Source organism: Nostoc sp. C052, assembly GCF_013393905.1.
Taxonomy (GTDB): Bacteria; Cyanobacteriota; Cyanobacteriia; order Cyanobacteriales; family Nostocaceae; genus Nostoc.
Genome location: NZ_CP040275.1, coordinates 199,942 through 222,901, shown reverse-complemented (window position 1 = coordinate 222,901; position 22,960 = coordinate 199,942). Strand labels below are relative to the sequence as shown.

Below are 22,960 nucleotides of genomic sequence, written 5' to 3'. Positions count from 1 at the left end.
CGCTACAATATCCTTGCTACTCTATTCTTATTCTGTTAGCTACCCAAACTCGAATTACTGAAAAATAATGGGAGTGCAAAACAGTATGGTAATCAAACATCAAGAAAAAATTATTACCCTTTGGATCGTTTTCTTGTTGGGACTTCTCTTTCACAGCCAATTGGGATTAATGCCCATTTTTCACGGTCTTAGTGTGGCTGACTCCCACGCACAAAGTATAGCAGAAGTTGCTCCGATTATGTGGTTAATGTTGGGCTTTTTTGTGTTACCGATGGTTGCGATCGTTGCTACTGTGTTTACTGATTCGAGTCGCTACCGAAGCATTCACTTTGGTTTAACCGTATTATATACCGTACTAAATTTTTGCCATCTTGTTGCAGATTCGGTGGTGCAACCGATCGCTTGGTATCAGGTTGTGCTTATGCTGATTTTGTTCATTATCGGTCTGTTACTCAACCTTGTTTCCTTCCAGTGGATGAAAATTCGTCTGGTTAAGAAACCTCCAAAGAATAATTTATCCCACAAAGAACAAGAGACAGAATTTATTCAAGAATAATGATATATGAGTATAGGCATACAGATGTATACTTCTACTACAGCCAATTTATATGTTGTAAATATTCTTTTAAATGGAATTACACCATACGAGAGATAAACGCTCAAAAGTTATTAAATAAAGGTTAAAAATAAAATATCTTAGTAAAACTTGTACAACTTATACACTAATCAAACGCTTGATTAAACATGATTTCTAATCTTAGAGTGTCATACTAACCTTTATCAACAAATTGACAAAGGTTAGTCAAATATATGCTTAATAAAGCTTTATTAACAAGTCCTCGCAAATTCAGTATATCTACAACAATCAGTCAATCGATGATGAGTAAGCATTTTTGCCCTAACTGTTCAGACATTTTACTCCGTCATGTACGTTTGGGAGAACTTTACTGGCGCTGTAGTTACTGCTATCAGGAAATGCCTGTTTAGAAAACGGAAGTGGTACGTTAACGCAAAATTGTTCGCGTAGCGTCTCGTCAAGAAAAGAATGAGAAAATGGTAATAAGAAATTTATTGAAGAAGAATTCAGAAGTCAGAATTCAGGAGTCAGAATCAAGACGCTCCTGCGTCGCTAACGCTGCGCTATCAGTCGGGGATTCAGATCCGCGACTGATTGATGACCACCAAATCTACGATTTGGTGGGGGTTTTAAACCCGGTTATTCATCCACCAGTCGTACAGAATAGATGCTGAATTCTGACTCCTGACTCCTGAATTCTGTTCGATAAACCTCGACCGAGAATAGTCCTTGCACGGTCGAGGTAATCAAAGCGCTCTCTAGAAAGTGGGCGCTTTGAATTTATCCACTAGTCTACTGGATGGTAGCGCTTCTACTGGACTAGTTACCAGTTCCGCTAATGGGGATTTGAAATCATCAATTTTCCCCCAGGGCTAATATGGTCGTGCATTTTTATTGTCAGCTTTACACAGCAAAGATTTTGAAAGTTAAGTGGCGGCTTACGACAGCCTCGCTAATTTCACCCCTACTTATTAGTCTTTGGTATTGCACTGTCAAGGGTTTTCGCCAATTCTAAGTTCCTGTTTGGAATGCTTGAGTGCTTCAAATAAAACTTGAATTTGGGTGTAAGCCTCTTTCTGGGAAATTGTACCTTGGTTGCTTAATCCATAAATGTCGCTAATCTGGTGCGTAAATTCCTGTACATTAGCGTTAAAAACGAGATTTTCTAGGGTAAATTTTCCCTTGTAGCTATTCATAAAATCTGGCTCTAAAGATAATTAAAAAGACTGATTTATTATTGGTTCCTATGCCTATTTGTATCGAAAGCTATAAGTTCAATGAGAATAGGCTTGTTACCTTGTTACGTCGGTTTTCGTCAAAACTTATTCGACCGTAATCGCACAGATGTTGTTCATAATCTTTCTGTACTGTGATTAGAATTTTCAGCGCCAAATATGACTGAAAAAGTCGTAGTCTTAGAGGAGGCGAGACTTGTCGGTAGGTCGAATAAAGATTAAAAGATAATCTCCTGATTAGGTCAAATAAAAAGCTCTTTTCCTTTAATATGACAGAGCGTTGTTTGGTTTGCTCATTTAGTGATTGACTATGAGATAAAACGTAAAGCTTTGAAGAACGTATAAGTTAACAGATTTTCCCTTCCTCATACCGTGGCGGAACATCATCAGCATAAGTGTATAATTATCACTGTGAGAATAATGTGATTTGCAATAAGCAACGGCATCGAGGAGCAATCATACTTCGCTTAGTCTAAGGTATTCTCGCTTACCTGTAATTCTTGTTGAGTAGACGAGTTGGGGGTGGCGGGCTTATTTATTTCTGGTGATAGTGTCCGGTGTATACATCTATTTTGGAGAGTCTACACCCCTTAAGAACCGCATTTTTTCGTCAACATACACGCCACAGCCAATTTATTACGAATATTTATCAATTGTTAAATACGTCCATCTTGGGCCAATGTCTAATTTGGGGTAATGGCCAATTAAAATGTTGATTAATAGGGTTTTCAGGAATTACGAAAATTTTGCAGGCTTAATTATTTTTTACTTCTTACAAGCAGTGCCCGCGTAGCTGCTTGTCTGCGAAGCGTGTCATATAGGCTGACACCTTGGCGTAAAATAGTAGACTGACTTGACAACCGATGTTTTGGAGCGTGAGCGTCAATCCAATCCAATTGTGCTTTCGCTGCTTCTGACACAGCTTTTAGACAATGCTCGTCGCCAATATCTTGGGCATAGTGCAGGGCGGCACACAAAGCATGATAGGCAGTTTCGTAATGTGCGTTCTCAATAGACTTTTGGCTAATTGCCATCAGTTGTGAGTAGATATCGCCATCTTCATTCACTTCTTGTACAAATCTCTGCATAAGTTAGCAATACCTAACGTTCTAACTCCGAAAAAATTTGCTATTCTGCCTGGGTTGAGGTTTTGAGTTGAGAATAGCACATCTACAGTCAAATAATAGATTGAAGGTTTGAGCTTAAGTAATACTTATATTTTAAAATACGTAGTAGATTCGCTTCCAGTATCATCATGGTATCGAAACAGCTTTTTGTACGCATAAAAGCCCGAAAAACCAATCGGGGCTGATAGTAGAAAGTTCAAGCAAGCTTTAAATAATTTGCAGATATACAAAATTTGGCTCAAACTAGTGCTAGTGTACTATAGGATTTCTAATTTAGGATTTAATTTGCTTGCTCGTGGCATAGTGCGTGAAAAGCGAGACTGTTTGTGGTGGAGCTACCCTTGGGACAAGAATCTGTCGATAGAACCAGGAAAATAGTTCACGTTGATATGGATGCCTTCTACGCATCGGTGTTCTAGGTTCACTAGTTGGCGAATCCGAAGGCAATGTTAAACGTGCATTGAAAACAGCAGAAGCGATCGCACCTTGTGTTTTGTTTCGTCACAGACAATCCTTTCAAACACTGCCTAATAAAAGCCAATTGCATTCTCAAAGTCATCGCTAAATTATCCATCGTCAGCGCTATGTTGTTTGGCATCAGTGTGTTGGGCTACTGGGTAGGGGAAATTGTTGAAGCTAATACAATCCCGACAATAGAAGACAGATACGATTGGCGAACCCAAAAACATATTTGTTTCGGTTGGATGCTAGAAAATTTTTCTAGTTTTCTTGGGAGTGCTTCTTTTGGTGATCAATTAGTAGCTTTTGAAGTAGTAACGAAATATATGTATTGAAGTGAGAAATATTAGTTGCAATTAATACCTTTGAAATTGGGAAAAAATTCGAGAGCTGCACAAGATACCAGCATCGGATCTTCAATGGGAGGATTTGTATGTGCAACAATGTGAGCAGCAGTAACTTTTTTAATAGTCCATGACAAATTATATTTTCTGGAATTAGCAATTCTTTTCACCTGAGTGTAAAAATATTCCCCACGATTCAAACGATTAGAACCTTGTTTGGCATCACAAGTATAAGTATCATGTTCACCTGAGAGAGGTTTATTGTCTTTCGTACCCAAAATTATAGTCATTGGTGTGCTGAACGCCGTTTTTAATTCCACAGGTGGCAGTTGATTTCCAGTTTGTTTTCTCAAGCCACAGGGATACTCCATATATTTGTCAGGGACAGTATAGGAACCAGCTTCCGCAGCAACAGCTTTTCTGATCCGTGCATGAGGCATAAAAATAACCATCCGATGTACAAATTGCGCTCCAGCAGAATGACCGTATATATAGTAAGTACTTAACTGAAGTTTTTCACTTTTCTTCACAAAATCAAAAATATTTTCAATGTCCGAAAATACCCATTGGTCTTGAGATTTTAGTAGCTTCAGAGATTTTGTAAACATATTCCCCAGGTTATAACTAGCATATCCGGGAAAGTTATTTTGTGCAAATTGGGGGGCAAGTACGATAAAGTTTGTCTGGCTATCACTATTGGAATTATAGATTTTTCTCCAATCACTTATATAATCTTTAGCATTACGTTTTTCTCCATGCATAGCAAATAGTATTTGAGTATTTGAATTCAATCTATTCGGCAAATAATAATACACAGGAATAGACAAATCAGCATCTTTAACTTGATAGATAAAACAACCCTCTCCTTTTGTTAACAATCTGGAAGTACAATTATCTTGTTCAAAGTTTTTGGAATCAGCCTGAGATATTTGAACTAAATGAGCAAAACAAAAGTAAACAAATATACTCGCAGCAATCGCAACAAATTGTTTCATAAATAAAAGCTTTTAGGAAAAATTTTATCGAGGCGTTCGTAATCAGTATAGTATTATTAAATGATGAAGTCTCCTAGTAAATATGAAATGGCGGTATGGCTACGATTTATTACCGCTAGCTCACCCATTCCAATCAATCAGCACCCCGTCCACAATCGCAATCCCCCACTGCGGAAACTTCGCCAGCAATTTCTTGATCACAATCTGCTTTCGCAGGGTCATCATTCCAGCACTCTTGCAAGAACTCAAACCCCGGATTCTCCCCCGAATTTCCCGCAACGCATGAGTTTCTGCATACGTTCTGGTTGTATATTTGACCTCGCTACAATCGCCTCATGCGACCATTTTTCAGCGCTGGGGACAGACGCAGCGGAACCTTCTCTACGAGACGCTACGCGAACGCCCTCTTGATCCGCTTTCACTTCAACACCAGAGACTTGGTTTTCTCCCGATAGTCCAGAGAAAATTCAGCAAGTCCTCTAAGCCCATAGTGAAGGAACCAGTTTGCGAGGAATTAGCCGGATTAGTGGGTTGGCTTACAACACGTTTGTGAGTCTGATTCGTAGCGCCAGTGGCAAAGCTTTATTAAGAGGATGTCTGAAAAGTATAAAGTTTAGCTCGTGCGCTAGAGTGAACACATGAGACGAAAACCATACGATACTGATTTAACAGAAAGAGAATGGGAAATTATTCAGCCGTTGATTCCTGTTGCTAAACCAGGTGGTCGTCCACGCAAAGTCAACATACGAGAAATCATCAATGCAATCTTTTATATTCAACGCAGTGGCTGTGCTTGGAGATTACTGCCCCATGACTTTCCACCTTGGAAAACAGTTTATGATTATTTTCGAGATTGGCGGATAACCAAAGTATGGCAAGCAATGCTGAAAGGCGTTCGTGAGCAAGTGCGCTGTCAGCGACATAATGCAGAGACATCTTGCAAAAGTAACTTTTGCTTTCCGGTTGGGGTGCATGTTAAAGGTTAAAGGGGAATGGCACTAAGACTCATGTGAAACCGTTGCTTGGAGTGGGTGTGGGAAGTGTGGGAGGTGTGGGAGGAAAGAGAATTTATGCTTTCTTCTCTACGAGAAGCTATGCCGCAGGCTTTACGCTTCCCACACTCCCCACACCCAAAAGCCTTATAAATAATGGATTCGCCGTTAACAAGCGTGCCATTCGGTTAAAGGGTAAGGGAAAATTCCATCCTTTCCCCTTTACCCCACTTCTGCAAGAAGTCTCAGGGAGAGTCGTGCAATTTGCTGATTGTTCCCAGAGATGATTTGGTCGTGAGAAATGGAGCAATGAAATTTTTCACAATGGACATGATTGGTTCTCCTGAGAAATTAACTTGCCTTTTTTGAAATCTTGTTTGGATTTCAATTTAGCGTTTAGAGAAAGTCACGGTGTGTCCTTGATTTCCGGATCTTTTGAAATTTCCATTAAAAGCCCAGTTAATAAATCCACCATCCCCTTTATTAACAAAGCTACCATCTCTAAAGATCCAAATACCATAAGGAACGCCTTGATAATTTGTTTGCTTAAAAAACTTGACATTTTTCAAATTATGATCATAAGGTTGGCTCATGTTAAAAACCATCACGCTGTACTTACTACCTGCCGCAAAAGTAGCTTTTTCCATCATTCCCTTGACGAATCCTTCACGATTTTGGCTACCAACAACTAAATTGTTAATTTCTATTCCCAATTGAGCCGCGCTAATTCCTAACTCACCTGCCGCTCCTGCACCACCACCACCACGAGCGATTAAATTAGCTTTGGCGATTGCTTGATTGTTAAACTGCTCTAATGCACTTGCAGATTTAAGGCTTGCTAGTGGTGTTAGTACCACGGTTAGAGATAACAAACCAAAAAATATTCTTTTAGAATTCATCAGATTTACCTCACTATATATATTTGTGTATTAGTCAAGTTTTTGCTTGGCGATGATCTCAATCCGAAGTCGCAACGAAAAATGTGATGTAGTGCAAGTATTTTGACTTTGTAAATATCATTTTAAAGAGATACTTACACTACAACTCATCAAAGTTATGATAGTGCGTTATTGCACAGGTCTACCGTCTACTGATAATTTGCCTGTCTGGCGTGCCAAAGACAGATCAGATCCCAAAGGGGAGAACTGAATATCAAATTTATTGAAATCGAATTTTGCACCTTTAGCACTTGCAATGATTGATGTTCTAAGTGATTTGAGCGCAGTTATGTATTCAGTAACCTCTTGACCTTTTTTACCGTTGAGATTTTTGTTGACGCGATTAATCTCATTTTGAATTTGTTGGACATGACCGACTAAACCTTTTTTTGTGCCGAATAGTTCTGCTACTCGCGTCTGCTTCATGGTATTTAACCAACGAGTTGCACTTTCATGGGGATGGGTAATGTTGTGTCGATCATCAACTTGAGTCTTTTTGGCACCGCGTTTAGCATAAGCAGATGGAGCGAGGGTCATGGATATGCCGACTAACGTTGCAAGTACAATAGCTGAAGTAGTACGCGAGAAGTTGCTGTAGGACATGATAATATTCCTTGGATTGAATCTTGTTTGGATTCGCTGTATTCGGATGACACTTTATGAAACTGTTGATAGTTAAGGATTTCAGGTTTTTTAGGTTTTCTTAGCGTACAAATTACCCGTTTCGGCACAGTCAAGCCTAGTAGTCATTCTTTTATCCTTTGTTAACTTAATAGAAACATTTGATTCGATGGTGATGCTTACATAGCAGTATTTAAATTGGCAGAATTTATACATTGATAGAAGTTTAGTTCTGTGTATAAGCTCTATTTAGTTTTCTTGTAACTTGCTAGCCAAGTGTTATTAACATGACACTACGCTGTTTGAAATCATGTTTTAGCAAGGGTTTGAAAATATCAAATTTGTATAAGTTCTACTAAATCTTTCCAAAGGTATAGGGGAATGGCACTAAGAAAAGCCGAAACACTTGCGGGTTAAGCACTTTGCAATTGTTTTCGTAATTCATGCCGGGATTTCGTCATCAAGGGGTAAGCTTTTGGGCGACGTTTACGGACTCGTGGTTCACTACGACCTGGGCCTTCTGGAACAGCCTTGTGAGCAATAATTTTAAGTTGCATTGCGATAAATTTGGAGACGTTTTGTTGAAGTTGCGTCTAATAATTTGGGAATAAAGTTAATTAAATGGTGGCGAGTACCTTGGAGTGATAGGCGATTTGGAGGAGTACTGCAAGTAGTTCCAGCCGACCACATTAAACTACGAAGTAAATTATAAGCTAGCAAAAAAACATGAATTTCTTTGCGTATCATTGGGGGCGTTTTACATCGGAGAACATCCATACCCAAGGTAGTTTTGAGATGTCTTAAATCTAGCTCAACCTCCCAGCGTTTACCGTAAAGCCCAACAATTTCCAGAGTAGAATAAGAAGATTTATCTAAAAGAGTAGTAATTAAGCTAACTTGTTGAGTCCGAAAACCAGAAATAACAATATAATAGTAAATCTCTCGCACAGTTATGGAAGGAGGTAAAGCATTAAATTCATCTTTATCCAATCCTTTTGGGCAAGTTTTCGGCTTATACCAAGTAACTAATTTGTCGCAATCTCCTCAAAAAAGTATTTCACAGACGAGTAAGCTTTTCCTATCTAAAAATTTTTTGGGGCAACCCTCACCGTTACCCTGATTTTCACAGCACCTACATTCACAGCACCTACAAAAAATAGCGATCGCTCTTACTCCTTGACTCCTTAATCGCATAAATGCCTGTAATCATTACGGAGCATAGCTTAAAGCTTTTCTTAGTGCCATTCCCCTTTAACCCTTTCCCTTTACCCGACTTCTGTAAGAAGTCTTTTTCAGATGTCACAAATCAAGTGTGCCGTGACATTTTAAAATGCTCAAAACCCTTATTCTCTCGTTGTGACATCGGGCCGCTTTTTCTGAAACCCTTATATTTCTAGTGTCACAGCCACCATTTTCTAAAACTCCCTCCCTGCAATAATTAGAGCCATTTTTATCCCTTTTTTGGCCGCTTTCCGTGCCGCTTTTGTTTTTCAACTGGATTTTTGGGTAATTCAAAATGCCTCAAATCCAGTTGGGGTAAAGAGTAGAGATGTCACAAGTCAAAGCGGCACACCTCTTAAAAGTTTCAGCAAAACGGGCTTTTGGGGCTATTTTTAATTAAGGATCGGTTATTCATCCGCCAGTCGGACAGGTCTAATTCATGCGGTCACTGAAGAGGAAAGGGGGCTTCTTAGCTGGGGGCAGAACCCCATAAATAAATTTAGGGGCAAGAAATCCTCGTGGTAGAGCAAATGAGCGAATCTTTCCCTCTGCTAAGAGCCCCCTGCTCCCCTGCCTCTTCGGTCATTCTGACGACTAACGCATGTATTCTGTTCAATAACTTTCCATTATTTTAGCTCCATTTGATTCCCAACTCGACTTGTGTGTATACCGTAGAGTTAGAGGATAGGAAGGCCAGCAAAGATTGTAAGTAGGAGATGTTTATTTATGCCGAGATGGAACGCACAGGACAAACAAGTGTATCGAACCGAAGTGATTCGACGTATTAACGCAGCGATGCCCTTAGTAATACAGGAATATGCCTCAATTAATTGGGTAGAGGAACTCAAAGGCTACCATACTGACCATGAATATTACCCTGACTACATCCACGCTCCCATTCATGGTGTCACTGATGCCTATACCAACCCTCAATCGTGTTTAGCCTGGGATGCTGCTATGGATGCGATAATTCCCCTCAGCCACAATGTTAGTTGCCAGCAGTTGCGCGAGAAAATGGCCGAGCTAATTCCTGAAGACACTTCTGTTGAGACGGTGCTAGAGCTTGGTGCAGGTACGGGTGATGGAGCGTTGGCCTTGGCACGGCGGTTTCCACAGTCCACTTTTCGGATTACTGATGTTTCGCCTTATATGCTGGTGATCAGTAAGCACAAGTTTAACAAGGTTGGATTTAGTGAACGGGCTTTGTTTGAGCAGGTGGATGCCCGTCACACAGGCTACCCTGACAACTCCTTCGCTCTTGTTACATCGTCACTACTCTTGCACGAAACACCTAAAGAATGGATACCTAAGATTCTGAAAGAGATGTACCGGATCACCAAACCCGGAGGTTGGGTACTCTACGCTGACACCTATCGTGGTGAATATGCCCTGAACGCTTCTTTTCAAGAACCGTGGTTAGATGACTTTATCCATTTTAACTTCGAGTACGAGTTCGCCAAAGCAGGTTTTACAGAACTCAATTACATTCGCTATGCCGTAGGTTTGTGGTATATGGTTGGCCGGAAGCTAGAAACATAACTTGAACCTCACACCACTAGAAGTGGTGTGATTCCTGCTTCTTACTGATTTAACAACTTGCGGCTCCCGCTACGGCTTGTATTTTTCACATCGTCTCTAACTGCTGTGTCAGGTTCTAAATCTTACGCTGGCAAAAGTCAATCTCGCCTTCCATCTCCAAACGCAATTCTTTTTCACCTGAGTTCGACATAACAGAAACGCTTAAAAATGAGTCGTAGTCGATGTTCTATCAATTAGTCATTCTTATTGACAATGAATAGTCAAAATAAACTAATCCAAAAACTGCTATTTTGGAAAATTTAAGTTAAATAATTTAGTTCAATGAAAAGAGTAACTAAACTAATAAAGCAGGTAAATTTTCAACTTCATTTTTATCTAGCTTTCAAGAGGGTTTTTTCTCTTGAAAAGTATAAGCAATTAAACCTGCTTTGAGTTAAGGTCGGAACTAGTACTTGATCATCTGTTTTTCCAGGAGTTACTTGAAAAGTTAATAATTCCCCTTGATCATTAATGATTAAATGAAGTTTAAACCCAAAATACCAAGCTACAGAACTCTTTCCCCACCCCGATAATCCCAAAAATACTTTATTTCTTTTTGCTCTTTTTGGATGACAAATTGGAATCGATGTACTATCAATAAAACTGATGCCAGTGATTTTCCCTTTCCGAGAATTTAAGTATAAGATTAAGGGCATTAAAATATCAGGTATTAATTCGACAAATCTGTTATAACTTACCAAGCACGGAAATTCTTTCTGATGATATTTTGCCAGATTCTGTTGATAATAACTCTTGAAATTTCGATAACTAGAATGATGAAAATAGACTATTATTGTCATGACTCACTTAAACATAGTTGACTCTTTCTTTGTCTTTGCTGCTTTTGAGATGCAATAGCAATAGAAATGAAAACTTTCTTCAAAAATTAAACAAAAATCATCTATTTCACAAAATAATTTTTCTAATTTCATTATCCATTCCTCTCTCATAAATAATTAGTTTATTCTCAGAGCTTAGGGACAATATTGATTGTTGCTAGTAATATTACTTAGGATTTTGTTGGGAAAATTTACTTACTGAAGTTGTCAACTAGAAATTATTTATCAATAGCTTAAAATTATTGACAATCCTCAGCCTAATAAAATCCTGTAACTCTTATCAGAAAAGATTTATAGCTTATTTTTTTACATCGAACTCAGGTAAGGATTGGGTACTTTCGTCCTTTCGCGTATCCTATCTACAACATCTTTCACTATGCGACCAGATGGAATCTTATTGCCAGCTTGCTTTACTGCCTGCTGCCATACATCCGCTTGCACAGAAGGTTCCAACTCGGCTTTTGCCAAAAAACGCAATTGTCGTTCGTTGGTCGGCATTGGAATTTGCCGACCAATGGTCGGCAAAAACTTTTGAAGATTCTCATAAACCACAGTAGCTGAAATCTTCAAGTAAGCCGCGTCACGACTATAATTAAAGCGATCGCGGCAGTATTCTTCAAAAGTCTGGTGCGTGGAACGGTATAGCCGTTTGTCTCTCAACTCCATCAGCGCCTGACCTGCCTCTAAAAATGCTCTCTCCACACGGTGTTCTAAATGCAGGCGTAAGCTTTGTTCTTCCTGGGTCAACTCTGTTACTTCAACAGCCGTCACCGTAATCGTTGCTGAGGCTGAGTTGTATTGTTCAGAAGTATTTTCGGGAGCAGAATCGGTTGCTGGCTTTGGTTCCCCAGATAACCCAGGGATAACTTTCTTGCGTCTAGATGGTGGTTTGTTCATTGCCCCACCTCTAGGCTGACAGCAGTCGAACAAATATTGAATTGTGTCATCATGGAATATATGTTTTTTATCTATCCCCCCAACCTGTATGAAGGATGGGGTTTTTCGTTGCTTTTTATATTTTGCACCGATGGAAGAATACTTTGACGAAAATCAGTCCAATACCACAGTTAACAAGAAATACTTCAGTTGTCAGGAGCCTGAATTCAATTCTGATTTCTGACTTGTGCCAGATGAATTCAATTTCAGCTTATTCTAGAAAATACCCTCTTCAGCACATGGGTAAAACAACGGCTAATGCTTGATTATTTAACGGCGGGTATTGCATTTTGGATGACTTTGTTTGGAGTACAAGAGTCGTTGTTAGAATTTCGCCTGGGTTATCTCGGTCGCTACTGGTTTCTTGCAATTAGTGCTAGCTTACTTCTCGGCTTTTTGCTCTCTGCCCCGATTACTATCACGCTAATCATCAAATTTGCAGTAGATCCGTTCACTTTTCCAGGTAATGTTATTCTTTGTGCGCTCGCTGCTCTAATCTTTAGTGTGATTCTTAGTCTGGCGCAGTGGCTGATACTCCGTCAATCCGAGATGACACCCAGAGTCTTTGCACTGATCAATACAGTTGTTGGAATTCTTGTCTATTTTTTACTGGTCTGGCTCAATGAGGGTAGTTTGGAGTGGAGCGGTAATCCCTTTGGCGGCTGGAAAACTGTCCTCGTCTTTTTAGCTGGTGGTGCGATTACCGGAACAGCCACAGGTAAGGCTTTGGATTTCTATTGTGAACGAATGGAGCAGCGATTAATTCAGCTTGAAAGAGACAGGGTAGAAAGAGAAACCAGAGATAGAGAAAGAATAGAAAGAGCAAAGCAAGAAATAGAAAGGCAAGAAATAGAAAAGTTAGAAAGGGAAGCCCTAGAAAGAAAAAGGATCTCAAGAGAAATCGCTTTGGAGGAAGAAAGAAAGTGGTATGAAGAACATGGTGATGATGATTTCGATTATGAAGATGATGAAGAATAATATCTTGACTTCGTGTTATCAGTTATCCAAAATACTACAATCTTAAAGCTTCTAACTGTTAGCTTCGACAACTATTCAATCAAAGTATATATTAGACTTATCCTTAATATAAACAAAGTGGGATAATAAAAAACGGAGTAAAAATTATATGCAGATAATATGACAAACCCTTTAGCAAGAATTGAATCACATCCCCACGAAGCAAAACGATTAATAGGGATTAATTATGACCAGTTTTTAGCATTGGTATCCTTAGCGGAAAAAAGGCATAGAGAGAAACAAGCAGAAATTGAAAAAAATAAAGTTCGGATTATTGCCAAGGGAGGCGGACGCAAACCAGAGATGTCACCGAAAGAAGGAATATGCTTGTGTCTAGTTTACCTCAGACAAAAACCAATTTTTGAAATTTTAGGGTTACTCTTTGATATTTCCAAAACAAAAGCGAATGATGCTTTTAACTATTGGGTAGATATTTTGAGAGAAATTTTACCAGCATCTCAAATAGAAGAAGCGTCAGTAGATAGTCAAAAATATCAAGAATTGCAGCAAATGCTGTCCGAGTATGAATTAATTGTTGATAGTGCAGAACAGGCTACAGCGAGACCTGTAGACTATCAAGAACAAAAAAGATATTACTCTGGTAAGAAAAAAATGCATACTCTAAAAAACCAGTTTATTGTCTTACCAGGTGGTGAAGATATTGTAGATATCTGTGTGGGAATGCTGGGAAAAACAAGTGATATTAATTTATTTCGAGATACTCGGAATAAATTTGCTGACTCACAAAGGTTTATAGGTGATAAGGCCTATATTGGAGATGATGCCATTACCACACCTCATAAGAAACGAAAGAATACAGAAATTTCGGAATTCCAAAAACAAGAGAATAAACAACTTTCGTCTCGCAGAATTGCCGTTGAACACATGATATGTCGGGTAAAAATATTTCGAGTAGCCTCGGAAAAATTCCGTCTCGCTCGTCATCGATATAGTCAGGTAATTCTGGCAGTTTGTGGGCTGATTAGGTTAAGACTTAATCGCTTAGTATCCTTAACCATTAATACTTAATTTTTTATCCTGAAATTGATTTCATCGTTTTGTACTTTTTACTCTAATTTTAATTTTTTGTCTCAGAATGCCGCCAAACACCTATTTTCTCGTAGAGTAAGATAGCGATCGCCTATTCAATCTGAATTGCTCAAACCCATTCACAGTAAGCATTTACGTTTTGCGGATAAGTCTATTTAATATGGCTATCAAACACCCTTTTTTACTTGCACTGTTAACGCTCTCCATTATCTGTGTTGGTACGAGTTCTGGCTCTGCACTACTGACAGATATTGCTCAACAAACAGACAACCAAAAGTCCCCATCAATTATTTTCTTCCTGCCCAAAGAACGTCCTCAGCCTGGAGTCGGCTGGTCAATCACCACCACTTCTGGGGAGGCAGAACTAGCCCTAGCACAGCATCTGGTCAACATCGGCGCAAAAGAATACGTCACTTGGTGGTGTCCTCACTGTCACGAACAGAAGTTGCTCTTTGGTAAAGAAGCCTACAAGATAATCAACGACAGTATCAAGGTGGAGTGCGATAAGAGAGGTATCAATCCCCACCCAGATTTGTGCAATGCGGCAAAGGACTATTTGTATTGCTTAACGGCATGGTTTTCAAACCATTAAAAGCACAGGTTCCAGCACGAACTCAGACAATCTGGCAGGCTATCCCTAGAGATATCCAACGGACTTCGACTGCCCCACTAACACCTAACGTTTGTTGGTTTAGGCTTGCGCTGCTCATAAGGCGATCGCTACAACAACCCAAAGTGGGAACTCTTTTTCGCTCGGATTGAGAATTTTTTTACTTACTTAACAGAATAATTCCCTTCCCCATCGGAAGTTTATCCACCTTACTTTTGGGGTACTCAAAGACTGCGTGGAACTTAAAGGGCTAATAATTGTGACACAAAAATATATCTTAAATACCTTTGTGGAAGTGGTATTTTTTTCCATGTTAACGATTTTCCCCTCGGAGGCACAAGTGAAGCACGATCTAACTCTTCCTAATAACACAAACATAAAAGTAGAAGGAAATAAAATAACTATTGAGGGCGGCACTCAAGTAGGGAAGAATCTTTTTCATAGTTTTCAAGATTTTTCACTCTCCAAAGGTGACATAGCAGCCTTCAACAGTGCATTAGATATTGGCAACATTATTGTCCGTGTCACAGGTACTTCAGCTTCCAACATTGATGGCATAATCAGTGCCAATGGTACAGCGAATCTATTTTTCTCCAATCCGAATGGTATTAGCTTTGGACAAAATGCACGTCTAAATATTGGCGGTTCATTTTTGGCTACTACAGCTAATGCTTTCATGTTCCCTAATGGTTCTGAATTTAGCGCTACTAATCCACAAGCTCCACCACTACTAGCAATTAATGTTCCGATTGGATTAAGATTCGGGAATAATCCAGGTGCAATTCAAGTCAACGGTAGAGGTCAAGGTTTAACCTCTCCAAGTGCAGGAAGTTCACCAATTATTAAGAACAGTAGCCTAACTGGTCTATCGGTAGAGTCAGGTAAAAGCCTAACTTTAGTAGGAGGAGATATCACCTTACAAGGTGCGAATCTGACTGCCGAACAAGGACAAATTGAATTGGGTAGTGTTAACTCTGGCACAGTCACTCTCAATCTAGTTGGCCAAAAATGGAGTTTGAGCTATCAAGGAATATCTTCTTTTAAGGATATTCATTTATCTGAACAGACGTTAGTAGATGCCAGTGGAGATAATGGTGGGACTATTAGTATAGAAGGGAAAACAGTATCTTTAGATACTGGGTCAGCAATTTTGATTCAAAACCGGAACTCTCCTTCAGGAAAAATTAGTGTCCAAGCCTCTGAATTGTTGAAAATTAGTGGGATTTCCCCAACAGATGGAAGATTCTATAGCATTTTACGGACTGAATCTTTAGGTTCTGGAACCGGAGGAAACATAGACATTTTTACAAAGGATTTAGTTCTTCAGGGAGGAGGCAATTTAGGTACAAGAAGTTACAGCACTGGTAGGGGAGGAAATCTGACTGTAAATGCCTCTAATTCTTCACAATTGCTTGGGTTTTCCGATTTCAGCCCTTTTTTTACTAGCAGTATTGTCACTGGTACAATAGCTTCTGGTAACGCCGGAGATATTACTTTTACAACAGGAAAATTAATCGCTCAAGATGGGGGGTTAATAACATCTTTAACCCGTGGAACAGGTGCTGGTGGAAATATATTTTTGAAGGCTAATTCTATAGAATTACTGAATTCTTCAGAATTGATTAAATCAGGACAGGATTTCGTAAATTATGTTCCTAGTTATTTATCTGCTGGAACTTTTAATACTGGAAATTCTGGCAGTTTAACAATAGATACAGTACGGTTAATAGTAGGTGAAAAGGCAACGGTTAATACTTCTAGCACAGGCTCAGGTTCTGCTGGAAGGCTCACCATCCATGCTGATGATATAGAAGTAAGTGGTACTATCAGTTCAGCTGTTACTGTAGCAGGTTTACCCACGCAACGAGGACTCGGCTCCCCTTCTGTAGTCACCGGAACTCCAGGAGAGTTAACAATCGACACTAAGCGCTTAGATGTAAAAGGTGGTTTAGTTAGTGTTAGGAATCTGGGGACAGGCGATGGTGGAACACTCCAAATCAAAGCTGATTCTATTTCCTTGGACAGTAAGGGTTCTATCGCAGCCTCAACTTCTTCTGGCGAAGGCGGTGATATTGTTTTAAATGTACATGATTTACGATTACGTCATAATAGCAATATCACCTCAACCGCAGGCAATAACGGAAATGGTGGCAATATCACTATTAACGCGGATACAGTAGTTGCATTAGAAAACAGTGACATCACAGCAAATGCTTATGAAGGACGGGGCGGAAGTATCAGAATAAGTACTAAAGGATTTTTCCTTTATCCTGACAGCATGGTGACAGCAAGTTCCCAAAAAGGAATCAACGGCACAGTTGAAATCAATACTCCACAAATCGATTTCATAAAAACTTCTCTACCTTCATTGGAAATCAATACTCCTCAAGTTACTCAAAACTGCGGCGCACAGTCTCAAGAATCAACAACTGCTACATTAGTGAATGCTGGGAGCGGAGGGATTCCGCAAAATCCTAACGACACCATCGACAACAGTTTTGGGTGGAACAATAACTCTGCTTCTCTGGAGAATAAAGAATCAGAAGAAGCGACTGTAAGCGAACCAACGCAAAAGCTTATAGCAGCACAAGGATTGAAAAATAATGGTGATGGGACAGTAAGTTTTATAGCTACACCATCAGAGACAACTCCCTACGGCTCGTTATCGCAAGCTCCGTGCCTTCCAAATCAGCAATCTCAAGAAGAAGCTCATCAGCATTCTCAAGAGGAAACGGATAAATAAAAGCTCAGACTGAAGAAAAATACATTCGTCAAAATAGACATCTTACAAAAGTTCCTTTTGCAAGATGTCGGGGTGCATGTTAAAGGGTACTGGGTTTGGGAAAATTCCATTCCTTTCCCCCTTAGCCCCACTTCTGCAAGAAGTCTAATGTAATCAATCAGTAGGTGATTCAAGCCCGCGACATAGAAGCACCACAAAAACTTTAATTTTGTAATGCTTTAACCTTTATTTATTCACCAGGTTGACTGCAATTTAATTCGGAATTGGTATGAGTGAATTATTTTTATTAAACAGCTAAGATTTTCGTTTTTAATTATATAATTTTCCTATGTAGAAAAAACTTGAAAGTTTGTTTCTCAAATGTAAATTGTGTTCATGAATAAATCTGATTTTTTACAATGTGTGTGCGAATCAACTCTTGTTTTAATGGCTTTCAGTCTAACTATTGACCCAGCATTTGCACAAATATTGACACCAGGACAGATTCTAGAGCAATTCCCAGCACCTCAACCGCCTCAAATTACTCCTCCATTCCTGCAAAAAAAAGAACCCATAATCAAACCGACTTCTCCACCTTCCCTTCCTCTAGAAATTCCTGTTGAGAATCAGGTAATTATTAAAGTCGGGCATTTTATATTTAAAGGAAACACAGTATTCACTACTCAAGAACTAGAGGCTGTAGTTGCTCCGTATGTAGGACGAGAAATTATTTTTTCAAAGTTAGCTGAAGCTGGGAATGCAGTTACTAATTTTTATGTGGAACATGGTTATATTAGATCGGGAGCTTTCTTCCCTGTTGATGAAAACCAAAGAATTCAACTACATGGAGGAATAGTAACAATTCAAGTAGTAGAAGGGGAGTTAGAAAAGATTAATATATCAGGTAGCTCACGATTAGATAATTACATTCGTGAACGCTTGCCAAGTACTGGTAAAGTACTCAACATTAATCGCCTAGCTGATGCTTTACAATTGTTACAAACAAATCCTCTAATTGAATCGATAACAGCAGAATTACGTAAAGGCTCTCAAATAGATAAATCAGTTTTAAATATTAAAGTCAAGGCAAACCAAGCTTTTAAAATCGAGACTATCTTAGATAACTCTCGCTCTCCTACTGTTGGAACTTTTGAACGTGGAGTGGGCTTTACCAATGCTAATTTACTTGGTCTTGGTGACAGCCTAAGTATAGGGTATAGAAATACTAATGGTAGCAACACTATAACAACTAGTTACTCTCTTCCTATCAATGTAAAGAACGGGACTATAGAATTTGCTTACGCAAATAGTTCGTCTAAAATTATTGAGCAGCCTTTCAATAGCTTAGATATTTTGTCTGATATCCGTGCCTATAAAGTAACTTTCCGACAACCACTAATACAAAAAGCCAGTGCTACATCAACCCAGGAATTTGCTTTAGGATTAACTGCTGACCGTCTCGAAAGTGAATCATCTTTGCTGAACACTCCGTTTCCTTTGGAAGCTGGGGCAGATTCAAAAGGTCGGACACGAATCTCATCTATAAGATTTTTTCAGGAGTGGATAGAACGCAATACAAAGTCAGCATTATCTCTTCGTTCGCAATTCAGTTTAGGCATTGGTGCTTTTAATGCCACAATCAACAATTCTAGTCCTGATAGTCGCTTTTTTTCATGGCGGGGCCAAGCAAGTTGGGCAAGACGTTTGTCGAGTAGTACAAATTTGCTATTGAGAGCAGATATTCAATTAGCAGACCGACCGCTTGTTCCCTTAGAGCAATTTGGATTAGGTGGTGCAGATACTGTACGTGCTTACCGAAAAGACAACTATCTGACTGATAATGGATCTTCCTTATCGGCTGAAATACATATTTCCACCTGGAAAGACAAAACTGGAGAATTTCAAGTTATTCCTTTTTTAGATATAGGGACTTCTTGGAACAATCACACTGCCAGACCTAACGATACTTCCGGTTCAAACGGGACTTTAGCATCGGTAGGGCTGGGCATTAGTTACGATTTGGGAGATCATCTTAATGCTCAGATCGACTGGGGAATTCCACTAATATCAATTGCAAACAACTCAAATTCAAACACATGGCAAGAAAACGGGTTATATTTTTATATCAACTATCACCTATTCTGAAATCCTTTTATTACCTACTTTTTGGGCTTTTCCCCATATTATTGATACTTCTGTGTCAGGATAAAGCAGAATTATTTGCCTTAAATACGTCGAACTCCGAACACTCCAAGGCAGAAATCCTTACACAGAAAGGATTTAAAGAATTGGAACAAGGTCAGGTTGAAGCAGCCCTACACACATGGTCAGTAGCTTACCGCATTTATCAAAAATTAAATGATCATGAGGGTATAATTGGTAGCTTGATTAACCAAAGCTTGGCACTGAAGACTAGTGGCTCATATCTTGAGTCCTGCCAAACTTTGACTAAAGCTTTAGAGATAGAAGATTGGATTTGTGAAAATCCCCAATTCCAACAGGCAAATGTGGATGCATATAAGGAGCGATTGAACCAAGCTTTACAAAAGCAACCAGCTTTACAAGTCAGAGTAATTGGACTCAAAAATCTAGCCGATTTGTTACGGCAGATGGGAAAACCAGATACATCATTACTTGTATTGCAAAAGGCTTTTAAAATGACTAAAAGCCTTGCTTTAGAAAGCTCAAATCTTAACAATGAACTGTTGTTAAGTCAGGCTAATACAGAGCGAGTCCTTTATAGTCAGACTAAAAACAAGTATGAGATTATAGACGAACCTATCGCTAAATATAAAGCCTTTGCAACAGCCCAGTCGCAGATTAACTCTGCATTGAAACTTTATCAAAAATTAGCTATAGAGCAACAGAGTATTGCTGCACTTCCAGCACAGTTAAATCAACTAAATTTGTTGTTAGAGCTAGAAAAATGGCCCGCAGAAGCAGAAATAAATCTTCAGCCAAGAAGGCAACTTGTTCGAGATTTGGTCAAAAAACTATTGGCTACACCTGACCAATTTCAACGATTGCCAGCAATCGATTCTATCTACGCTCAACTTAATCTAGCTAATAGTTTGGGAGAAATTTCTCAAAATACACAGATAAATCAACTTTTATTTACTTCAAAGAAAAATTCCTTAGAAATAGCACTATCCACTGCTCAAAAAGCTCTGTCACTAGCTCAAAAACTGGATAATGAAAGAGCAGAATCCTATGCTTTAGGAACTATTGGCAATATCTATAGTCTTTTGGGACAATCCTTTAAGTCAAAACAATATTTAGAACAAGCTATGGCATTAGCTCAAGCGCTACAAGCTTGGGATATTGCTTACCAATGGCAACAACAGTTGGGAAAATTTTATCAGCAAAATCAAGATTTTCATAAAGCAACACAGGCTTATGCTGCTGCCATTAGTAGCCTAGAACAAGTTCGAGGAAATATTCTGTCAGTCAATCCCGATCTCCAATTTGCTTTTAAAGATAAAGTTGAACCTGTATACCAAGAGTATATAAATCTACTTTTATCTCAAGTTAATCCCGATTTAAAACAAGTAATAAAAGTTCATGAACAACTAAAGTTAGCTGAACTACAAAACTTCTTACAATGCGGCAAACTTCCGATATTTTCTGGAAATGAAAAACAAAACTCCGTGAAGTTACCGCCGATTATTTATCTTATTAGAACTGGCGGGAGAATAGAAGAAATTGTCCAAACCCCACAAGGAAATCTCTATCGCCATTCCATAGATTTAAAGCTAGTTAATGAACCTGTAAATAGTTTACTTAAGTTGGTTCAAAATGGGCAATTTTATCAGGCTAAAAACTCTGATTTTTTGAGTTACTCTCAGAGTCTTTACCAACAACTATTTGCCCCAATTAAAAAATATTTACCAGAGTCAGGAACTTTAGTATTTGTTTTAGATAGTTATTTCCAAAATTTACCTCTTGATCTGCTTCATAATGGGAAAAAGTATTTGATAGAATCATACAGTATTTCAATATCTGTAAGTTCTCATTTTTTGCCAAGTCAAGCTTTAAAACCAGACCGAATCGAGGCTTTGATTGCTGGTATTTCTCAAATAAGCCCCAGCTTTAAAGACCTGTTAGCTCCCAAGAACTTGAATTCTCTACCTCAAGTAATAGCAGAGATCGCAAATATTAAACAAAATACAAAAACAGTGTCATTACTCCTTAATCAAGAATTCACTGATAATAATTTCCGACAAAAAATCAAAGATGATTCGTTTCCAATAGTTCATATTACTACTCATGGTCAATTCAGTTCTGATCCCGACCAAACATTCATTATGGCTTGGGATCATCTCATAAATGTTCGGGAATTGAATTTTTTACTCAGAAAACACAACGAGCGTTCTGTAATTGATTTACTTGTCTTGAGCGCCTGCCAAACTGCAAAAGGCGACAGACGCTCTGCATTAGGTATTGCTGGTATAGCCGCCGAAGCTGGTGCAAGAAGTACCTTAGCCACTTTATGGCTCGTAGATGCCAACTCTACTGCTATATTTATGGGAGAGTTCTACAAAGGATTAAAAAATGGACTTTCCAAAGCTGAGGCACTCCGATTTGCACAATTAACTTTACTTTCAAATCCTAAGTATACTAGCCCTTACTACTGGGGAGCATTTGTTCTTGTTGGAGCATGGAATTGATTTTCAATCAGTCTTAAACCCGCTTCTGCTTTGGCTAATTCGTCTGTATTGTTAGCTCTTTTAGCCCTTGTAACCGCCTTTGCATATATTTGTTCAGCAAAATCCAGTAGGCCTACTTCCAAGTAGTGATCTCCTAGCAATCTGTAAATAGTAGGATTCAGAGTACCTGCTTTAATTCGGATATTCAGCTGATCAATTGCCTCAGTCAACAGATCGTATGACATATATGCACTGTCAAGATCAACTAATAGCTCGTCTGGAGGCAAATTAAAACTCTGAAGTTGCTTGATTAAAGCCGTTAATTCTTGCACTTCCTGATTTGGCAACATATTGGCAATGGCAGAATTTGCTGTCATCTGAGAATCCCCTCGATCAGCAATTACACTCACTGTATAAGCATTCCCAAGTTGCATAGCCGGCCGAGAAGATGGATACGGCAGTAGAGTACTACCTTGGACAACGCTAGACCAATTAACCCCTGTGCCGTCTACTTGCACAATATACCTCTTAGCATTGGCAACAGCAGACCAAGATATTGTCAGACGCGTATTCAAGATTCGACCTATGGAGGGACTAATAACAGTTGGTGCATCTTTATCCTCGCCTGGTCCCTTGACGATGGAACACTTATCGGGACTCACAAGAGTACATCGTTGCTCTGGATTAGACTGTGGTACCGCACATATATCTGAAGAAGAGAAAATAGTACTCTGCTTTATGTGTAAAATTTGGTGATTCAAATAACAAACAGCTTCAACCATACCCCCATTCTCTGGGTTAATTCTATCTCCTGGACAAACTGAACTTCCTGCTACCAGATAACGATCTCCAGCAATAACTCGACCAATATGCTTACTACACACAGGCTTTGTTACTGGTTCGTGCTGACCCCATGCAACTTGACTGTCTAGAAGTACTAGTATTGATGCAAGCACTGCAAATTGAACTTTCAAAACTTTTTTCTCTATAGAATTAGGTACGGTCAGCATCGACAACTTTTTTGTTCTATTTGTAATTTCGAGCATACAAGAA

Annotated in this window: 19 protein-coding genes and 2 pseudogenes; 11 read left to right on the top strand and 10 right to left on the bottom strand. The window is 39.1% G+C overall.

The features are described 5' to 3' along the window. The first annotated feature begins 85 nt into the window (after positions 1–85). Positions 86–556 carry a hypothetical protein gene (locus FD723_RS37215; RefSeq protein ID WP_179070200.1) on the top strand — a complete coding sequence of 157 codons (471 nt, stop codon included), beginning with the start codon at positions 86–88 and terminating at the stop codon, positions 554–556. Positions 557–1,569: 1,013 nt separating this feature from the next. Here FD723_RS37215 and FD723_RS37210 read toward each other — a convergent pair. Both FD723_RS37210 and FD723_RS37205 read right to left on the bottom strand, forming a co-directional pair. Then, the gene (locus FD723_RS37210) at positions 1,570–1,773 is read right to left on the bottom strand and encodes a hypothetical protein (protein ID WP_179070199.1); all 204 of its coding nucleotides are present in this window, start codon (positions 1,771–1,773) and stop codon (positions 1,570–1,572) included. A gap of 797 nt (positions 1,774–2,570) precedes the next feature. After that, on the bottom strand, positions 2,571–2,900 hold the full coding sequence (locus FD723_RS37205) for a hypothetical protein (protein ID WP_179070198.1): 330 nt from the start codon (positions 2,898–2,900) through the stop codon (positions 2,571–2,573). Between the two features lie 527 nt (positions 2,901–3,427). Here FD723_RS37205 and FD723_RS37200 point away from each other — a divergent pair. Further along, the gene (locus tag FD723_RS37200) at positions 3,428–3,733 is read left to right on the top strand and encodes a hypothetical protein (protein ID WP_179070197.1); all 306 of its coding nucleotides are present in this window, start codon (positions 3,428–3,430) and stop codon (positions 3,731–3,733) included. Positions 3,734–3,744: 11 nt separating this feature from the next. On the opposite strand, the gene FD723_RS37195 is transcribed toward FD723_RS37200, so the two are convergent. Further along, positions 3,745–4,737 carry a hypothetical protein gene (locus tag FD723_RS37195; RefSeq protein WP_179070196.1) on the bottom strand — a complete coding sequence of 331 codons (993 nt, stop codon included), beginning with the start codon at positions 4,735–4,737 and terminating at the stop codon, positions 3,745–3,747. Between the two features lie 483 nt (positions 4,738–5,220). Here FD723_RS37195 and FD723_RS44300 point away from each other — a divergent pair. Further along, a pseudogene (locus FD723_RS44300) lies at positions 5,221–5,319 on the top strand (IS1 family transposase); the annotation flags it as partial. 56 nt (positions 5,320–5,375) lie between these two features. Continuing rightward, a complete protein-coding gene (locus FD723_RS37185) occupies positions 5,376–5,723 on the top strand; it encodes a transposase (protein WP_179070195.1) in 348 nt (115 codons plus the stop codon). A gap of 395 nt (positions 5,724–6,118) precedes the next feature. Here FD723_RS37185 and FD723_RS37180 read toward each other — a convergent pair whose 3' ends face one another. The 4 genes from FD723_RS37180 to FD723_RS37170 all read right to left on the bottom strand — a co-directional run bounded on the left by FD723_RS37180 (position 6,119) and on the right by FD723_RS37170 (position 8,278). After that, on the bottom strand, positions 6,119–6,628 hold the full coding sequence (locus FD723_RS37180; protein WP_256875369.1) for a hypothetical protein: 510 nt from the start codon (positions 6,626–6,628) through the stop codon (positions 6,119–6,121). A gap of 168 nt (positions 6,629–6,796) precedes the next feature. Further along, complete coding sequence (locus FD723_RS37175; RefSeq protein WP_179070194.1) at positions 6,797–7,270, bottom strand: hypothetical protein; 474 nt, start codon at positions 7,268–7,270, stop codon at positions 6,797–6,799. 431 nt (positions 7,271–7,701) lie between these two features. Further along, the gene (locus FD723_RS43620) at positions 7,702–7,845 is read right to left on the bottom strand and encodes a hypothetical protein (RefSeq protein ID WP_256875368.1); all 144 of its coding nucleotides are present in this window, start codon (positions 7,843–7,845) and stop codon (positions 7,702–7,704) included. After that, a complete protein-coding gene (locus FD723_RS37170; protein ID WP_256875367.1) occupies positions 7,835–8,278 on the bottom strand; it encodes a transposase in 444 nt (147 codons plus the stop codon). Before FD723_RS37170 ends, FD723_RS43620 begins: the two co-directional genes overlap by 11 nt. A 957-nt stretch (positions 8,279–9,235) precedes the next feature. Here FD723_RS37170 and FD723_RS37165 point away from each other — a divergent pair. Next, positions 9,236–10,048, top strand: a complete 813-nt coding sequence (locus FD723_RS37165; RefSeq protein WP_179070193.1) for a class I SAM-dependent methyltransferase — start codon at positions 9,236–9,238, stop codon at positions 10,046–10,048. Between the two features lie 371 nt (positions 10,049–10,419). Here FD723_RS37165 and FD723_RS43615 read toward each other — a convergent pair whose 3' ends face one another. After that, complete coding sequence (locus tag FD723_RS43615) at positions 10,420–10,887, bottom strand: transposase (protein ID WP_306297043.1); 468 nt, start codon at positions 10,885–10,887, stop codon at positions 10,420–10,422. Between the two features lie 360 nt (positions 10,888–11,247). Further along, positions 11,248–11,823, bottom strand: a pseudogene (locus FD723_RS37155) (hypothetical protein); the annotation flags it as partial. A 297-nt stretch (positions 11,824–12,120) separates the two neighbouring features. On the opposite strand from FD723_RS37155, the gene FD723_RS37150 reads away from it, so the two are divergent. From FD723_RS37150 to FD723_RS37125, 6 genes are all read left to right on the top strand, one after another. Further along, positions 12,121–12,840 (top strand): hypothetical protein, encoded by a 720-nt coding sequence (locus FD723_RS37150; protein ID WP_179070192.1) that lies wholly within the window; start codon positions 12,121–12,123, stop codon positions 12,838–12,840. Positions 12,841–12,999: 159 nt separating this feature from the next. Then, positions 13,000–13,908: a transposase family protein gene (locus FD723_RS37145; protein ID WP_179064638.1), complete on the top strand. Its 909-nt coding sequence runs from the start codon at positions 13,000–13,002 to the stop codon at positions 13,906–13,908. A 181-nt stretch (positions 13,909–14,089) separates the two neighbouring features. Next, complete coding sequence (locus tag FD723_RS44295; RefSeq protein WP_179070065.1) at positions 14,090–14,521, top strand: hypothetical protein; 432 nt, start codon at positions 14,090–14,092, stop codon at positions 14,519–14,521. A gap of 277 nt (positions 14,522–14,798) precedes the next feature. Beyond that, positions 14,799–17,282, top strand: a complete 2,484-nt coding sequence (locus FD723_RS37135) for a filamentous hemagglutinin N-terminal domain-containing protein (RefSeq protein WP_179070191.1) — start codon at positions 14,799–14,801, stop codon at positions 17,280–17,282. 375 nt (positions 17,283–17,657) lie between these two features. Then, positions 17,658–19,406 carry a ShlB/FhaC/HecB family hemolysin secretion/activation protein gene (locus FD723_RS37130; RefSeq protein WP_256875364.1) on the top strand — a complete coding sequence of 583 codons (1,749 nt, stop codon included), beginning with the start codon at positions 17,658–17,660 and terminating at the stop codon, positions 19,404–19,406. Then, entirely contained in the window at positions 19,358–21,928 is a 2,571-nt protein-coding gene (locus FD723_RS37125; RefSeq protein ID WP_179070190.1) for a CHAT domain-containing protein, read from the top strand. Before FD723_RS37130 ends, FD723_RS37125 begins: the two co-directional genes overlap by 49 nt. Here the strand turns inward: FD723_RS37125 and FD723_RS37120 are convergent. Continuing rightward, positions 21,889–22,953, bottom strand: a complete 1,065-nt coding sequence (locus tag FD723_RS37120) for a hypothetical protein (protein WP_218651873.1) — start codon at positions 22,951–22,953, stop codon at positions 21,889–21,891. The two genes, FD723_RS37125 and FD723_RS37120, sit on opposite strands and share 40 nt — an antisense overlap. Positions 22,954–22,960 lie beyond the last annotated feature (7 nt).

Coding starts and splice junctions, on each gene's coding strand:
- FD723_RS37125 (WP_179070190.1), top strand. CDS start 19,358: ATGGCAAGAAAACGGGTTATATTTTTATATCAACTATCACCTATTCTG.
- FD723_RS37165 (WP_179070193.1), top strand. CDS start 9,236: ATGCCGAGATGGAACGCACAGGACAAACAAGTGTATCGAACCGAAGTG.
- FD723_RS37210 (WP_179070199.1), bottom strand. CDS start 1,773: ATGAATAGCTACAAGGGAAAATTTACCCTAGAAAATCTCGTTTTTAAC.
- FD723_RS43615 (WP_306297043.1), bottom strand. CDS start 10,887: ATGACAATAATAGTCTATTTTCATCATTCTAGTTATCGAAATTTCAAG.
- FD723_RS37120 (WP_218651873.1), bottom strand. CDS start 22,953: ATGCTCGAAATTACAAATAGAACAAAAAAGTTGTCGATGCTGACCGTA.
- FD723_RS37180 (WP_256875369.1), bottom strand. CDS start 6,628: ATGAATTCTAAAAGAATATTTTTTGGTTTGTTATCTCTAACCGTGGTA.
- FD723_RS37145 (WP_179064638.1), top strand. CDS start 13,000: ATGACAAACCCTTTAGCAAGAATTGAATCACATCCCCACGAAGCAAAA.
- FD723_RS37130 (WP_256875364.1), top strand. CDS start 17,658: ATGAATAAATCTGATTTTTTACAATGTGTGTGCGAATCAACTCTTGTT.
- FD723_RS37215 (WP_179070200.1), top strand. CDS start 86: ATGGTAATCAAACATCAAGAAAAAATTATTACCCTTTGGATCGTTTTC.
- FD723_RS37175 (WP_179070194.1), bottom strand. CDS start 7,270: ATGTCCTACAGCAACTTCTCGCGTACTACTTCAGCTATTGTACTTGCA.
- FD723_RS37185 (WP_179070195.1), top strand. CDS start 5,376: ATGAGACGAAAACCATACGATACTGATTTAACAGAAAGAGAATGGGAA.
- FD723_RS37150 (WP_179070192.1), top strand. CDS start 12,121: ATGCTTGATTATTTAACGGCGGGTATTGCATTTTGGATGACTTTGTTT.
- FD723_RS37205 (WP_179070198.1), bottom strand. CDS start 2,900: ATGCAGAGATTTGTACAAGAAGTGAATGAAGATGGCGATATCTACTCA.
- FD723_RS44295 (WP_179070065.1), top strand. CDS start 14,090: ATGGCTATCAAACACCCTTTTTTACTTGCACTGTTAACGCTCTCCATT.
- FD723_RS37195 (WP_179070196.1), bottom strand. CDS start 4,737: ATGAAACAATTTGTTGCGATTGCTGCGAGTATATTTGTTTACTTTTGT.
- FD723_RS43620 (WP_256875368.1), bottom strand. CDS start 7,845: ATGCAACTTAAAATTATTGCTCACAAGGCTGTTCCAGAAGGCCCAGGT.